Origin of the sequence: Streptomyces sp. NPDC047002, from assembly GCF_040704505.1 — a bacterium.
Classification (GTDB): Bacteria; Actinomycetota; Actinomycetes; order Streptomycetales; family Streptomycetaceae; genus Streptomyces.
In genome coordinates this window covers 26,294-40,427 of the sequence record NZ_JBEYWC010000004.1, presented here as the reverse complement: position 1 = coordinate 40,427, position 14,134 = coordinate 26,294, and the positions used below count along the sequence as shown (strand labels likewise).

Sequence of the window (14,134 nt, the reverse complement as noted above, 5' to 3'; positions counted from 1 at the left end):
CCGGCACGCGCACACCGGCACGCGCACACCGGCACACGCACCGCACCCGCCCTCCGCGGCACACGCACCACCGATCACACCGACAGCCGCACCACCTGCACCGCCTGCACGACCCGGGCCACCCGGACCACCCGGACCACCCGGACCACCCAGGCACCGCACCACAGGCACCTCAGGCACCACCCGCACCACAAGGAGAACCGTGACACCGGAACCCGACATCCTCGTCGTCGGCGGTGGACTCGGCGGCGTCGCGGCGGCGCTCGCGGCCTGCCGCGCCGGCCGCACCGTCGTCCTGACCGAGGAGACCGACTGGATCGGCGGGCAGCTCACCGCCCAGGCCGTGCCGCCCGACGAGCACCCCTGGGTCGAGCAGTTCGGCACCACCGCCACCTACCGGCAGCTGCGCGAGTCCATCAGGGCGTACTACCGTCAGTGGTACCCGATGCGCGCCGAGGCGCTCGCCCTGACCTCGCTCAACCCCGGCGCCGGGCGCGTCTCGAAGCTCTGCCACGAGCCGCGCGTCGCGGTGGCCGTGCTGGAGGCGATGCTCGCGCCGCACCGCGCCGCCGGCCGGCTCACCGTCCTGCTCCGCCACCGCCCTGTGGCCGCGGAGGCCGAGGGCGACACCGTGCGCGCCGTCACCGTCGAGAGCCTCGGCGACGGCGCACGGCACACCCTGCCGGCGCGCTACGTCATCGACGCGACCGAGACCGGCGACCTGCTCGAACTCGCGGGCGTGGAGCACGCGCTGGGCGCCGAGTCCCACGCGGAGTACGGCGAGCCGCACGCACCTCAGACCGCCGACCCGCTCAACCAGCAGGGCATCACGGTGTGTTTCGCCGTCTCGCACCACGAGGGCGAGGACCACACCGTCGACCGGCCGGAGACGTACGACTTCTGGCGCTCCTACCGGCCGGACTTCTGGCCGGGGCCGCTGCTCGGCTTCCTCGCGCCCGACCCCCGCACCCTGGCGCCGGTGCCGCGCACCTTCGTGCCGAACCCGGCGGCCGACCCGCTCGCCGTCTCCGCCGACCAGTCCGCCGACGCGGGCGACAAGGAGCTGTTCGGCTTCCGCCGCATCCTCGCCCGCGAGCTGCACAGGCCGGGCGCCTTCGACTCGGACATCACCCTCGCCAACTGGCCGCTCAACGACTACTGGCTCAAGCCGCTGATCGGCGCGGGCGAGCAGGGCGCGGCCGAGGCGGTCGCCGGGGCGCGCCAGCTCTCGCTCTCCGTCCTGTACTGGCTCCAGACCGAGGCGCCCCGCGAGGACGGCGGCACCGGCTTCCCCGGCCTCAGGCTCCGCCCCGACGTGACCGGGACCCCCGACGGCCTCGCCAAGTCGCCCTACGTGCGGGAGTCCCGGCGCATCAAGGCCGTCACCACCGTCACCGAGCACGACGTCTCCATCGACCTCGTGGGGCCGTACGGCGGCACCCGGCACCGCGACTCGGTCGGCGTCGGCAACTACCGCATCGACCTGCACCCCTCCACCGGGGGCGACAACTACATCGACATCGGCTCCGTGCCGTTCGAGATCCCGCTCGGGGCACTGGTGCCCCGCAGGGTCCGCAACCTGCTGCCCGCGGGCAAGAACATCGGCACGACCCACATCACCAACGGCTGCTACCGGCTCCACCCGGTGGAGTGGAACATCGGCGAGGCCGCGGGCGCCCTCGCCGCCCACTGCCTCGCCGAGGGCGTCGAACCGCACCAGGTACAGGCCGAGGACAAGAGGTTCGAGACGTTCGCCGCGGTCCTCGACCGGGCCGGGGTGCAGCGCCACTGGCCCGACGTACGCGGCTACTGAGAACGCGGCGCACGGCCCTGGCGGGACAGCTCCACCTGTCCCGCCAGGACCACCGCCCGCGAGGTCGCCACACAGCACAAGGAGGTGCCCGGACCAATGACCACCCACCGTATCCGCGTCGGCATCGACGTGGGCGGGACCTTCACCGACGCCGTGGCGGTGGACGCCACGACCCTCGACCTGCTCGGGCAGGTGAAGGTCCCCACGAGCCACCACCACAAGGACGGGGTCGCCCACGGCATCGTCGAGGCACTCGACCGCCTGCTGGCCAGGACGGGACACGCCCCCGGGGACGTGGCCTTCCTGGCGCACGGCACCACACAGGCTACCAACGCCCTGCTGGAGGGCGACGTCGCGACCGTCGGACTGATCGGCGTCGGGACGGGGCCAGGCGCCGTGCTGACCCGCCGCCTCGCCGCGCTCGGCAAGCTCGAACTCACCCCGGGCAGGGCGCTGCCGCTCGCCTACGCGCATGTGCCGGACCCCGAGGACCCGGAGGCCGTCGACGCCGCGCTCGACACGGTCCTGCGCGAGGGGGCCGAAGCCCTGGTCGCCACCCAGCCGTTCGCGGTGGACCGCCCGGACGGCGAGGAGGCCGTCGCCGCCGCGGGGCGGGCGCGCGGCCTGCCCACCACCGCGGCCCACGAGATCACCTCGCTCTACGGCCTCCACAAGCGCACCCGCACCGCCGTGGTCAACGCCGCGATCCTGCCGCGCATGCTCGCCACCGCCGATCTCGTGGACTCCTCCATCGCCGCGGCGGGCGTCACCGCGCCGCTGATGGTGATGCGCTGCGACGGCGGCGTCATGTCGCTCGACGAGATGCGCCGCAGGCCGCTGCTGACCGTGCTCTCGGGGCCCGCTGCCGGCGTCGCCGGCGCCCTCATGCAGGAGCGGATCAGCGAGGGCCTCTTCCTGGAGACGGGCGGCACGTCGACGGACATCAGCGTCGTCAGACGCGGCAAGGTCGCCGTGCGGCACGCCGTCGTCCTCGGCAAGCCGTCGTACCTCTCCGCGCTCGACGTGCGCACCGTCGGCGTCGGCGGCGGCTCCATGATCCGCGTCGGCGGCGGGAAGGTGACCGCGGTGGGCCCGCGCAGCGCGCACATCGCGGGGCTGCCGTACGCGTGCTTCGCGACCGCCGACGACCTGCGCGACGCGCGGCTCGCGACGGTGAGCCCCCTGCCGGGCGACCCCGCCGACCATGTCGTGGTCGAAGCGGCGGGCGGCCGCTACGCCCTCACCATGACCTGCGCGGCGAACGCGCTCGGCCGGGTGCCCGACGGCGACTTCGCCCGCGCCGACCAGGACGTCGCCGAGGCGGCGCTCGCGCCGCTCGCCGCCGCGCTCGGCGTGGACGTCGCCACCGCGGCCGCCCGGGTGCTCGACGCGGGCACCGCCCAGGTCAAGGCCGTGGTCGACCAGCTGGTCAAGGACTACAGGCTCGACCGGGAGGCGGCCGTCCTCGTCGGCGGGGGCGGCGGCGCGGCCTCCGTCACCCCGCACCTCGCCGCCGTCACCGGGCACGAGGGCCGCATCGCCCGCCACAGCGAGGTCATCAGCCCCATCGGTGTCGCGCTCGCCCTCGTGCGCGAGCAGGTCGAGCGGATCATCCCCGGCGCCACCCAGGAACAGATACTCGCGGTGCGCGCCGAGGCCGAGCGCGCCGTGACGGCGCAGGGCGCCGCCGCCGAAGGCGTCGAGGTCGAGGTGACCGTCGACCCGCAGACCAACACCGTGCGCGCCGTCGCGACCGGCGCGACGGAGCTGCGCACCCAGGACCGCGCGCACCGCGCCGACGACGCGGAGCGCCTCGGCGCCGCGGCCGCGAGCCTGCACAGCGACCCCGCAGCGGTGCGGGTGCTCGCCGACACCCCCGCGCACACCGTCTACGGCACCGAGGTGCGCCGCCGCCTGCGCGGGACGCGCCACCCGGTGCGCGTCGTGGACGCGGACGGCGTGGTCCGGCTGCACGCGCCCGACGCGCGCGTCGCCACCACCACGGCGGGCGAGGCGCCTGCCGTACTCGCCGCCCTGGTCGACGAGTCGACGTCCTACGGCGACGGTGGCGTCCGCGCGCCCGCCCTCAGGCTGCTGGTCGGCTCCCGGATCGCGGACCTCTCCGGCGTCCTCGACCCGGGCGCGCTGCTTGCGCTCGCCCGCAGCGAACTCGGCTCGCGCGGGCCCGCGGAACCCGTCGTCGCCGTCGTGGAGGCGCGGACATGACCGTCACCTCCGCCCCCGCGCTGCGCGCGGCCCGCGGCCTCGCGGACCTCGACGACACCGAGTTCGGCGCGCGGCTGCTCGCCTCCGCCCCCGTCCACCAGGGGCGCGGGCACGGCGTGCTGCGCGCCTGGGCAGCGGCCGCCGCCGAGTTCGGCGCCGCGCTGCCGTCGGCGCCGCCGCCCGCCGCGCGCGTCGTGGAGCGCGAGGGCGGGCTCGCGCTCGGCATGCTCGCCCGCTACCGGTCGAGGCCCGCGACCGTCGAGCTGTACACCGACGCCATCGCCGCAGCCGAGGACCTGGTCGAAAGGCTCGGCTGGCGCGCCCTCTACCCGGCGGGCTCCGTGCGGGCCGCGGCGCTCGCCCACGAGGCCGTTCACGAGCAGCTCCACCACGGCGGCGGCAAGGCGGAGCTCAGGCGCGCCGTCGGCCATCTCGTGCTCTCCTGCGGCCGGTTGCGCGTGTACGGGTACGTCGCGGGCGCCGAAGAGATCGCCGCGCACGCCTACGCGGCCCGCGCCGCGGGCCTCGGCCGCAGCCCGCTCCTGCTCGCCGAGGCGCTCGCCGCCACCACGGCGCCACCGCTGCCCGCGGGCGCCGAAGCGCCGCGGGCCCCGCACGCACGAAGGAAGAAGTGACCATGGGCATCGTCATCCTGCTGGTCATGGCGGCCGGAGTCGCCGCCATGCTCAGCCGCAAGCTCCCGACGGCGTTCGCGCTCGTGCTCCTCGCCGTCGTCATCGCCCTGGTCGCGGGCGCCCCGCTCACCGGCAAGAACAGCGTCATGGACACCGTCCTCCAGGAGGGCGCGCCCGCGCTCGCCGCCACCATGATCGCCATCATCCTGGGGTCCTGGCTCGGCAAGCTGCTGGACGAGACCGGCATCGCGGGGACCCTGGTGCGCAAGATCGTCGAGTTCGGCGGCGACCGGCCCACCGTGGTCGGCCTCGGCGTCCTCGCCGTGTCCACCCTCATCGGCACCGTCACGGGCTCGGCGCCCGCCGCGATGCTCGCCGGCATCATCGGCATCCCCGCCATGATCGCCGTCGGCATCCCGAAGGTGACGGCGGCGGGCACGATCCTGATGGGCATCGCCGCCGGCATGCCCTTCGAGCTGCCTGTCTGGCAGTTCTTCTCCAGCGCGCTGCACCTGTCGGTCCCCGAGGTGCGCGGCTTCATGATCAAGCTGTTCCCGCTGGCGCTCGCGGCCGCGATCCTCTTCGTCCTCATCGAGACGCGCCGCAGGGGCGTCGAGCACGCCTGGGCCTTCAGATCGCCGGAGGCCGCCGGGAAACCCCGCACGCCCTCGCGCCGCAAGCAGCTCGGCGACGCCCCCTGGTACGCCCTGCTGACGCCCGTCGTGCCGCTGGTGCTCGCCCTCGGCTGCGGTCTCGCCATCATCCCCTCGCTGCTCGCGGGCGTGGTGTACGCACTGGTCACCACGGTGCGGCCGCGGGAGATGAACAAGCGGCTGCTGCGCACGCTCTACGCGGGCTTCGAGGTGGCGGCCGCGCCCGTCGCCCTCTTCGTCGCCATCGGCATCCTGCTCGCCGCCGTCCAGCTGCCCGGCGCGATCGACGCGCTCCAGCCGCTGGTCAAGGCGGTCAGCCCGCAGAACCCCGTGCTGTTCGTCGCCGTCTTCACCGTGCTCGTGCCGCTCTGCCTCTACCGGGGACCGCTGAACGTCTACGGGCTCGGCGCCGGTATCGCGGGCGTCCTGATCGCCGCGGGCATCTACCCGGCCGTCGCCGTCCTCGGCCTGACGACCTCGTACAACCAGGTCTTCGGCGTCGCCGACCCGACCAGCACGCAGACGGTCTGGGCGGCGCAGTACGCGGGCGTGGGCCCGCAGCAGGTGATGACGAGAACACTGCCGTACGTGTGGTGCGTGGCGCTCGGCGGCTTCGCCGTCACCGCCTCGCTGTACCTCTGAGGCGGTGCGCCCCGGGAGCCGGGCCCGCCGCCCGGGGCGCACCGTGCGGGGCGCGCCGTGCGGTGCGACGGCCACCGCACACACTGCCGGTGTGCGGTGGCCGCGCTCCACGCTGCCCGGCCGTCGAAAACCGCAGGCAGCGGCACCAACAGCCCACCGAGACACGCTTGTTGACACTGCCGCAGGGCGCGCCTACCGTCATCGGCATTCGAGTGGCCGGCGCGCGGAGGACGTACGCGCCGGGTCGCTAATGCGCATTAACGCGGTGGAGGCAGCTGTGGCACCTCAACTCCGGTCGGTCGGCAGGCGAGCGGTCCTCGGCGGCGCGTTGGGCGCCGCCGCGCTGCTGGGAACGCGGTGGGCGGGCGGCACCGCGTCGGCGGCCGTACCCCCGCCGCCCGGGCCCTTCCCGCCGCTGGCACCGCTCCCGCAGGGCGCGCCCGTCCGCAGGCTTTTCACACCGCGTGAGCAGCGCTTCGGCCCGTACCTCGCCATCCTGCCCGGCATGGTGAACGACGTCGTCCTCGACGACCCCGCCACCCTCGGCTACCTGGGCGGCGGCTGGTGGCGCACCCCGAGCGAACCGACCAACTCCCGCGTGCAGGAACATGTCTTCACCCTGAGCTGGTTCTACGCCAACGCCAGGAGCTGGAACCCGTACAGCGGCGACAAGGCGCTGCTCTCCCGGCTCGACGCGGCCGTCGCGCACTACCTGGACCTCCAGCACGCGGACGGCTCCTGGCCCGAGTACGCGCCCGACGAGCGGTCCAAGGCCGCGACCGGCTTCGGCATCGGCTACCTCGCGAAGACCCTCGCCAGCCTCCGGCAGGCGGGGGCGCTGCCCGCACGCCGCGTGCAGATCGAGGCGGCGCTGCAGCAGGGCATGACCTGGTTCCTCGACCCGGCGAACGCCATCTGGAACACACCGATCCACTACGCCAACCAGAACACCGCGGGGCTCGCGGGCGCCACCAGGTCGCTCCAGCTCATCCGCGACCGCGCGCTCTTTGCCCGCCTCCACGAGCGCATCGAGTACCTCGCGGCAGGCCAAGGCCGCGGCGGTGCGGCGGCTGCCCTACCTGCGCTCCCAGGACTTCGCCGTGCAGCGCAGGGACACGGCGCTCGACCAGACGTACCTGTACGTCCGCAGGCCCGCCCTGTACCTCCCGTCCTTCTTCGGCACCCGCCCGAGCCCCGACGTGCGCACCGGCCCCGGCCTGCTGTGGCACCCCGAGGCGGGGGCCTTCGTCCAGTCGCAGCGCGCGAGCGACACCCAGGTGTGGGGCAGTGTGCTGGCGAACGGCAACGCCGAGGCGCACGGCGACCTCGACGCCTCCTACCGCATCGGCGACCGCCCCTGGGACGGCACCGAGGCCGTCCCGGGCGCCGCGCCCGTGGTGGTGGCCTACGGCCTGCGGGACGGGCGGACCAGCACGGTCCTCACCGTGGACCGCACGTCGGTGACCCGCGAGGTGCGCGGCACCGGCAGCCTCACCGGGCAGGTGCCGCTGGTGCTGCTGCCCACCGACACCGTGCGCTTCACGGACGGCACGCCCGTCCCGTACGGCGAGGACAGCGGGGCGAGCGCCGAGGGCCTCGTCGTACGGCGGGGCGGCACGTCCTTCACCGTCGCGTGGGGGAGGGCCCTCGCGGCCACCGTGGAGGCGACGGACGTGACCCTGCTGCGCGGCGGAGCGCGCAGGATCCACGTCCTGCGCGTCCCGCACGGCGGCACCCTCACGACGGTCGTACGGATGGGCTGAGCAGGCCCTCCGAACACCGGGGGCCTGCTCGGGGGAGGGGGCGCGGGGGCACGCCACGGGACGTGCCCCCGCGCGGTGGCGCCCCGCGCGCGGCCCGGCGGGTGCGCCGGGCCGCGGGGAGGCCGCGGGGCGTCAGTGCAGGGTGAACTTCTGGGCCGCGGAGCCGTTGCAGTCCCAGATCCGCAGCCGGGTGCCGTTGGCCGTCGCGCCGTTCGGCGAGTCGAGGCAGCGGCCCGACTGGGGGTTGAGCAGCGAACCGTCGCTCTGCTGCACCCAGTTCTGGCCGCCGACGCCGTTGCAGTCCCACAGCTCGACCTCGGTGCCTGCCGCGGTGCCGTTGCCGTTGATGTCGAGGCAGCGCCCGATGGTGCTGAGCGAGCCGTTCGTGTGGTGCGTCCAGTACTGGTCCTCGGCGTAGGACTGGCAGTCCCACAGCTGGACCGCCGCCCCGTCGACGCCGGTGTCGTCGGCGGCGACGTCCACGCACTTCCCGCCGGGCCCGGTGATCGTGGACTGCGGGCCGTTGGGCACGTTCGTCTCGCCGGAGTACCCGGCCGACACGATGTTCGCCTGCACCGCGTTCTCCGCCGCGTCGGTGGGATAGCCGGAGACCATCACGCCCTCGAAGAAGGTGCCCATGTTCCAGTTGCTGTTGTCGCCGCCCGTGCCCAGGATGATGCCGCCCTCCTGGTGCATGGGCCGGTAGCCGCCGCGGGTCGGCAGGGCACCGTTCCACCACGTCGACAGGGCGCCCGACTGGGAGTTGCCGCCCTTGAGCGCGTAGGTGGTCTGGCCGTCGTTCTTCAGCACGGCGGTGACGAACGGGGAGCTGTTGCCCCTGTTCGCGGTGTTGGAGCCGTTGTCGCCCTGGAACATGCCGTTCTCCATGTCGGCCTCCACCCAGGGGCCGGAGCCGGTGCAGGGCGCGAAGTAGCAGGTGGTCGCGATGGAGACCGCGTCCATGTGGCCGTTGCCTGTGTCGGCGGGCGTGCTCTCGGCGTTGCCGTAGTCGAAGCAGCAGGCGGAGCCCACATGGGTGCCGCTCGCCACCATGTAGGCGCCCTCCGCCTGGCCGTCGACCGCGGTGCCGGACGCCGCGCCCTTCGAGCGGTAGCCCACGCCGGGCGAGATCCAGATGCCGTACGCCTTGTGCCCGCCGACCGTCACGGCGAGTTCCGCCGCGTCCGCGCCGCGGTCGGCGCCCATGCCCGAGGTGCCCGCGGGGCCCGGCGTGAGGTCGTTGTGCCGGGGCGACTGGTCGTAGATCTTGTCGATCCTGCACTGCGTGTCGGCGCAGAAGGAGTCCTGGGCCTGGGCGTTTGCGTAGCCGCCCGTGGACAGCAGCCCGATGTCGGTGCTCGCGCCGTCGGAGGTGCGGGTGACCTGGTAGAGCGGGCCGTTGTAGGAGGAGTAGAGGGCGCGCGTGGTGCTGTGCGCAGCCACGCAGGGCGTGCCGGCGGCGCCGTAGATGTCGCAGGGCAGGGAGCCGGCGGCCCGGGCCGCGGCGGGGAGGGCCGTGCCGAGGCCGAGCAGCAGCCCGAGGACGGCGAGCGCCGAGAACAGGGCGCGGCGGAGGCGGACGGGCAGGGGACGCGTCCCGGAGGCGGCGGTGGATCTTCTTTCGCGCATGGTGTGCTCCAGACGTGGGGTATCAGAGCTCGAACTCGACTACGCGGCGGCCGAAGCGGCCGACTCGGAAGCTACGCCCGCTGTTTGAACACGTCAATATTTGTTGCCAATAAGGGAGTTCGGTCTTTCGTTCTGTTGGCAAGTGTTGATTCTTTGACGGCTTGTCGCACGGCCGCCGCCGGGACGCACGAAGGCCCGCCCCCCTGAGGGCGGCGGGCCGCGGGGCGACGGTGGCCCCGGCGCGCGGCGTCAGACCGAGGCGGCGACCCGCCGGTCGGCCGAGCCCGCACGCCTGCCGGTGCCCACCGCCTCCTGGAGGATCTCCCGCACGCAGCGCGTGTACGACGCGAGCGTGGCCGCCGCCTCCTCCGTGTCGGGGTAGCGGCCGAACAGGTACAGCCCTTCAAGGGTGCGCACCACCCACAGGCACGCCTTGCCGCTGTCGGAGAGCCGCAGCAGCGCCCGCGCGTTCCACCCCGCCCAGTCGCGCGCGCCCGGGAAGTCCCGCACGTCCATGTAGGACAGCAGCGAGAACGGGTCGGGCGAGGTCTTCTTGAAGTCGACCCCGAGCAGCTCGCAGACCCGGAAGAACGGCACCCGCGCCACCCGCCGCGCCTCGCGCGCGGAGCGCTGCGCCGTCCGTACCGCCTCGGGGAAGCCGCACCCGGGCGCCAGGTCGATCTCGACGGGACCGCCCTCCACGTACCACCCCACCGAGGCCGACCACTCGGAGCGCGTACGGGTGTGGAACGGCATCACCGTGCGGTACGGGCCCGTCGCGCCGAGGTCGCGCACCGCGAGCGCGCTCGCCGCCAGCACGCCTGCCGGCAAAGCGCTGCTCTCCCGCTTGCACAGCTCGGCGAGCGCCTCCGTGTCGTCGGCGTCCAGCAGCCAGCCGAACACCGACTTCTGCGGCAGCAGTTCGTCGTCGCCCGTGCCGAGCGGCAGCGGGAAGCCGGGCGGGCGGCCGCCGCTGTCCTCGATGAAACGTTTCCACCTCAGGACCGCCGGGTGGTCGCGCCCCACGAGGGACGCCTGGTGCCGCTGTTCGCGGCTGTAGCCGACATGGCTGCCGGTCGCCGGCAGCGCGGGCGGCCGCCCCTCGCGGGCCGCCCGGTAGAACTCCTGGATCTCGTGGACCATCCCGAACAGCGTGTACCCGTCCGTCTGCGTGTGGTCGAAGGCCAGCAGCACGGTCGCGGAGCCCGGCCGCTGCACGGTCTCCACCCCATAGCACGGCCAGCTCAGGGTGTCGGTGGCCGCGTCGAGCCGGTCCGTGAGGAAGCGGCCGAGCACCTGGCTGTCCCGGAACTCCCCGAGCACCGCGCTCTCCACGCCGATCGCCTCACGGGGGAGCGTGAAGCGGTGCAATTCCCCGCCCTCGCTGCGGAATCCGCTGCGCAGCGTCTCATGTCTGCCGATCCAGCCCACCAGCGCCCGGCCGAAGGCGCCGGTGTCGAGATCACCGTCCACCTCGAAGGCGACGCCTCCCCAGTCGGCGGTGCGCGCTCCGCGCTCCTGGAGCCGGACCGTGGTGAGGACGTGGGACTCCTGGTTGTACGAAGGCGGCACGGAGTCCCGCTCCGCCCGCCGTGCGGCGGCCAGCGCGGGCGGATGGAGCGTCCACTCCCGTACCTGCCCGGGACGCACGGGGTATTGGCTGAGTTCGGTCATCTTCACACCGGGGACAACGACGCGCCCCGGGGACGGGCACTGCGCGGCGTACGGCAAGAGTGTTCGGCTGGGTATCACACGAGTGGGAAGGCCCGCGTTTTCCGCCGTACGCGCCGTACGCGCCGTGCGCGCCGCGCCCGTCCGTGCGCGCGCAGGGCCGCCGCCGTCAGCCGCGGCCCTGCGGGCGCGCGGACGGCGGCGCGCCCGCGTGCAGCACGCGCTGCCCCTCCTCGGCGCGCGGCGGCCCTGCCCGCTCGATGACCAGCAGCGCGGTGTCGTCCGCCGCGCGTCCGCCGGTGTGGGTGAGCAGGTCCTGGTGGACCCGGTGCACCAGGCTCTCGGGGCTGCCGGGCAGGAAGGCCGCCACCCGCTCGGCCAGCGGATAGAACTCCCCCGCGGGCGAGCGCGCCTCGATCACGCCGTCCGTGTAGAGCACGAGCAGGTCGCCCGGCTCGAAGGTGAACGGATCGGTGCGCGGCTCACCGCCGCGCAGCCCCGCCATCCCCAGCGGCGGCGAAGGGCTGCGGGGGTGCAGCGGCTCGACCCGGCTGCCGCGCACCAGCAGCGGCGGTGGATGGCCGCAGTTGACCATCTGGGCCTGCGCCCCCTGGTCGGGCAGGTCGAGGACGAGGGCGGTGACGAAGTGCTCGCCCGGGTCGTGCTCGGTGTCCGCGACCTCCTCCAGATTGCGGCAGACGCTCTCCTCCAGGGTGGCCACGAGGTCGGGCAGCGCGGGGTGACGGTGGGCGCCCTCGCGGAAGGAGGCGAGCACGACGGAGGCCTCGCCGATGGAGGTGAGCCCGCTGCCGCGGACATCCCCGATGATCACCCGGGTCGAGGGGTGCGCCGCGCGCGCCGTCGCGAAGAGGTCGCCGCCGATCCTGGTCTCGTCCTCCGCTGTCAGGTACAGCCAGGCGACGCGCAGCGGGCCGATCCTGCGGGGCGGGGGCCGCAGCAGCACCCGCTGCGCCGTCTCGGCGACCGACCGCGCCTCGGACAGCTGTCTCGCACGGCGCTCGCGCGCCAGGCTGACGAGGACCACCAGCAGGGACAGCACGGCGAGCGCGATGATCTGCGACACGTGGTTGGCCGTGCCGAGCCCGCCGTGGAACACCGCGATGAAGACCTGCGCGAGCAGCGCGAGCGCCCCGGCGAGCGCGGTCAGCCGCGCCCCCGCGAGGGCCACGGTGAGCGCGGGTGCGATCACCAGCAGCGGCCCCAGGTGCACGTCGTCCGGTGCCTGGACGTCCACCGCGGTGATCGCCGCGATGAGCGCGAACGGAACCGCGGCCAGCTTGCCGCGTCCCGAAGGCGGCTCCAGCAGGCGCTCCGACACACTCCTCCTGCCCATTCACCCCGTATACACCCTTTCGGTGGCCGGTGCATGTTTCCCGCAGGAGACCCGCTCGGACAGGCGCGCGGCTCTCCGTACGGGGTCAGCGGCGCGGTTCGATCCGCAGGCCGCCCGTCGTCACCTCGCGGATGTGGTCGCCCGCGAGCATGTCGAGCGGGTAGCCGAGCTCGATCGCGCTCGCCGCGTCGAGCGGGGCCGGCTGGGACGCGGTCAGCTCGACGTCGAGCGCGCCCAGGTTGTCCGCGAGCTGCGCGGGCGTGCGCGCGCCGAGGACCGGCGCGGTCAAACGGCCGGGTTGTGCAGGGTCCAGGCCGGCGCGACCTGGGATGGCGGCCCTGCTCGTGGACTTCGAGACCCTGCCGGCGGCGCGGCGCAACACGATGTGGCTGTGCCTGCTGCATCCGCAGACGTGCGAGCCTGTCCTGCGGGAGGGCGCGCGGATCAACGGGCGCGGAAGAAAGGCGATACGCCCTCCCGACGCCGGTGCCCTCTCGGTGCACTTCGAGGTGCTCATGCCGCTCCAGGACACGGACCAGCGGCTGGTGATCTGCCGCCCGGCGGCCCTTCAGACGGGGGCGCGGATCTAGCGCGGGCCGGGGCCGCCCGGGCGCGGGCCGCCTTCCGCGTCCGGGCCGCCGTGCGCGTGCGGGCCGCCTTCCGGGCCCGCGCCGCCGTCCGCGGTGCGGATGGTGTACGGGGTGTCGGCGCCGCGGTCCATGGGGTCGCGGCCCGCGCCGGGCAGCGGCGGGTTCTCGTCCGTGACCTCGGCCGTGCCGCCCGCGGCCGGCAGGCCGTGGGTGCCCACGTGCACGAGATAGGCGATGACGGCGCCGACCAGGGGCGCCACCAGGAAGACCCACACCTGGCTCATGGCGTTGTTCGCGGCGAAGACGGCGGGGCCGAGCGCCCGCGCCGGGTTGACGCTCGTCCCGGTCAGCGGGATGCCGACCAGGTGGATCACGAGGAGCGACGCGCCGATGGGCAGGCCGTCGAAACCCTTGGCGCCCTTCTGGTGGGTGGTGCACAGCACCACGAAGACCAGCAGCGCGGTGAGGATCGTCTCCGCGAGGAAGGCGCCGCCCAGCGTGATGTGCACCGCCGAGTCGGCCCCGTAGCCGTCGGAGCCGAAGGCGCCCCTGCCGAAGGTCTTGAAGGCGGGTACGGAGTTGGCGAGCCAGGCGAGCAGCGCGGCGCCCGCGAGGCCGCCCGCGAGCTGGGCGACCCAGTAGCAGAGGCCCGTCAGGGGGCTGATCCGGCGCGCCAGCACCATGCCGAGCGTCACGGCGGGGTTGACGTGCGAGCCGGAGATCGGCCCGATCGCGTACACGATGGCCAGCAGGACGAAGCCGAAGGCGAGGGCGATGCCGACGGTGCCCACGAAGGGCTTGGCGAAGACCGCGGTGCCGACGGCGAAGAAGACCAGGGCGAGCGTCCCGAAGAACTCGGCGATCAGCGCGTGCGGATCGAGGGAGCGCGGCAGCGCGCGGCCCGTGCCCTGCGCCGAGCTGCGCGACCCCTGCGATGTGGTGTGTGTAGTGCTCATGACATCCCCTTCGCGGGTGGCGGCGACGGCGACGGGCGCCGCCCGCCTGCCCACCGGAGCCGCCCCGTGCTCCACCGCACGCGCGAGCCCGGTGGCCGCCTCGACCCCGTGGATCACACTCAGTCCCAGCGACCTTAACGCCGCGGCGCCGGGCTGTCGCGGCGAGTGGAGCGCCGCCCGGCCGCCCCGGGCACGCGTGGTG

General features: G+C 74.4%; 11 protein-coding genes. 6 read left to right on the top strand and 5 right to left on the bottom strand.

Going from position 1 to position 14,134, the window contains the following annotated elements:
* The first annotated feature begins 202 nt into the window (after positions 1-202).
* The 5 genes from AB0910_RS05975 to AB0910_RS05955 all read left to right on the top strand — a co-directional run bounded on the left by AB0910_RS05975 (position 203) and on the right by AB0910_RS05955 (position 7,732).
* Positions 203-1,813: an FAD-dependent oxidoreductase gene (locus tag AB0910_RS05975; RefSeq protein ID WP_366743305.1), complete on the top strand. Its 1,611-nt coding sequence runs from the start codon at positions 203-205 to the stop codon at positions 1,811-1,813.
* Between the two features lie 96 nt (positions 1,814-1,909).
* Positions 1,910-4,039, top strand: coding sequence for a hydantoinase/oxoprolinase family protein (locus tag AB0910_RS05970; protein ID WP_366743304.1), 2,130 nt, complete (start codon positions 1,910-1,912; stop codon positions 4,037-4,039).
* Entirely contained in the window at positions 4,036-4,674 is a 639-nt protein-coding gene (locus AB0910_RS05965; protein WP_366743303.1) for a hypothetical protein, read from the top strand. Before AB0910_RS05970 ends, AB0910_RS05965 begins: the two co-directional genes overlap by 4 nt.
* Before the next feature lie 2 nt (positions 4,675-4,676).
* Positions 4,677-5,969 carry a transporter gene (locus tag AB0910_RS05960; protein ID WP_366743302.1) on the top strand — a complete coding sequence of 431 codons (1,293 nt, stop codon included), beginning with the start codon at positions 4,677-4,679 and terminating at the stop codon, positions 5,967-5,969.
* Positions 5,970-6,976: 1,007 nt separating this feature from the next.
* Complete coding sequence (locus AB0910_RS05955) at positions 6,977-7,732, top strand: hypothetical protein (RefSeq protein ID WP_366743301.1); 756 nt, start codon at positions 6,977-6,979, stop codon at positions 7,730-7,732.
* 132 nt (positions 7,733-7,864) lie between these two features.
* Here the strand turns inward: AB0910_RS05955 and AB0910_RS05950 are convergent, their stop codons facing one another.
* The 4 genes from AB0910_RS05950 to AB0910_RS05935 all read right to left on the bottom strand — a co-directional run bounded on the left by AB0910_RS05950 (position 7,865) and on the right by AB0910_RS05935 (position 12,675).
* Complete coding sequence (locus AB0910_RS05950) at positions 7,865-9,361, bottom strand: arabinofuranosidase catalytic domain-containing protein (RefSeq protein WP_366743300.1); 1,497 nt, start codon at positions 9,359-9,361, stop codon at positions 7,865-7,867.
* 249 nt (positions 9,362-9,610) lie between these two features.
* Positions 9,611-11,035 carry a condensation domain-containing protein gene (locus AB0910_RS05945; RefSeq protein WP_366743299.1) on the bottom strand — a complete coding sequence of 475 codons (1,425 nt, stop codon included), beginning with the start codon at positions 11,033-11,035 and terminating at the stop codon, positions 9,611-9,613.
* A gap of 166 nt (positions 11,036-11,201) precedes the next feature.
* A complete protein-coding gene (locus tag AB0910_RS05940) occupies positions 11,202-12,386 on the bottom strand; it encodes a PP2C family protein-serine/threonine phosphatase (RefSeq protein ID WP_366743298.1) in 1,185 nt (394 codons plus the stop codon).
* An 85-nt stretch (positions 12,387-12,471) separates the two neighbouring features.
* The gene (locus AB0910_RS05935; protein WP_366743297.1) at positions 12,472-12,675 is read right to left on the bottom strand and encodes a hypothetical protein; all 204 of its coding nucleotides are present in this window, start codon (positions 12,673-12,675) and stop codon (positions 12,472-12,474) included.
* Positions 12,676-12,715: 40 nt separating this feature from the next.
* On the opposite strand from AB0910_RS05935, the gene AB0910_RS05930 reads away from it, so the two are divergent.
* The gene (locus AB0910_RS05930) at positions 12,716-12,976 is read left to right on the top strand and encodes a hypothetical protein (RefSeq protein WP_366743296.1); all 261 of its coding nucleotides are present in this window, start codon (positions 12,716-12,718) and stop codon (positions 12,974-12,976) included.
* Here AB0910_RS05930 and AB0910_RS05925 read toward each other — a convergent pair.
* Positions 12,973-13,932, bottom strand: a complete 960-nt coding sequence (locus tag AB0910_RS05925; RefSeq protein WP_366743295.1) for an aquaporin — start codon at positions 13,930-13,932, stop codon at positions 12,973-12,975. The genes AB0910_RS05930 and AB0910_RS05925 overlap by 4 nt on opposite strands.
* Positions 13,933-14,134 lie beyond the last annotated feature (202 nt).

Coding starts and splice junctions, on each gene's coding strand:
- AB0910_RS05965 (WP_366743303.1), top strand. CDS start 4,036: ATGACCGTCACCTCCGCCCCCGCGCTGCGCGCGGCCCGCGGCCTCGCG.
- AB0910_RS05930 (WP_366743296.1), top strand. CDS start 12,716: ATGGCGGCCCTGCTCGTGGACTTCGAGACCCTGCCGGCGGCGCGGCGC.
- AB0910_RS05940 (WP_366743298.1), bottom strand. CDS start 12,386: ATGGGCAGGAGGAGTGTGTCGGAGCGCCTGCTGGAGCCGCCTTCGGGA.
- AB0910_RS05945 (WP_366743299.1), bottom strand. CDS start 11,035: ATGACCGAACTCAGCCAATACCCCGTGCGTCCCGGGCAGGTACGGGAG.
- AB0910_RS05925 (WP_366743295.1), bottom strand. CDS start 13,932: ATGAGCACTACACACACCACATCGCAGGGGTCGCGCAGCTCGGCGCAG.
- AB0910_RS05970 (WP_366743304.1), top strand. CDS start 1,910: ATGACCACCCACCGTATCCGCGTCGGCATCGACGTGGGCGGGACCTTC.
- AB0910_RS05960 (WP_366743302.1), top strand. CDS start 4,677: ATGGGCATCGTCATCCTGCTGGTCATGGCGGCCGGAGTCGCCGCCATG.
- AB0910_RS05950 (WP_366743300.1), bottom strand. CDS start 9,361: ATGCGCGAAAGAAGATCCACCGCCGCCTCCGGGACGCGTCCCCTGCCC.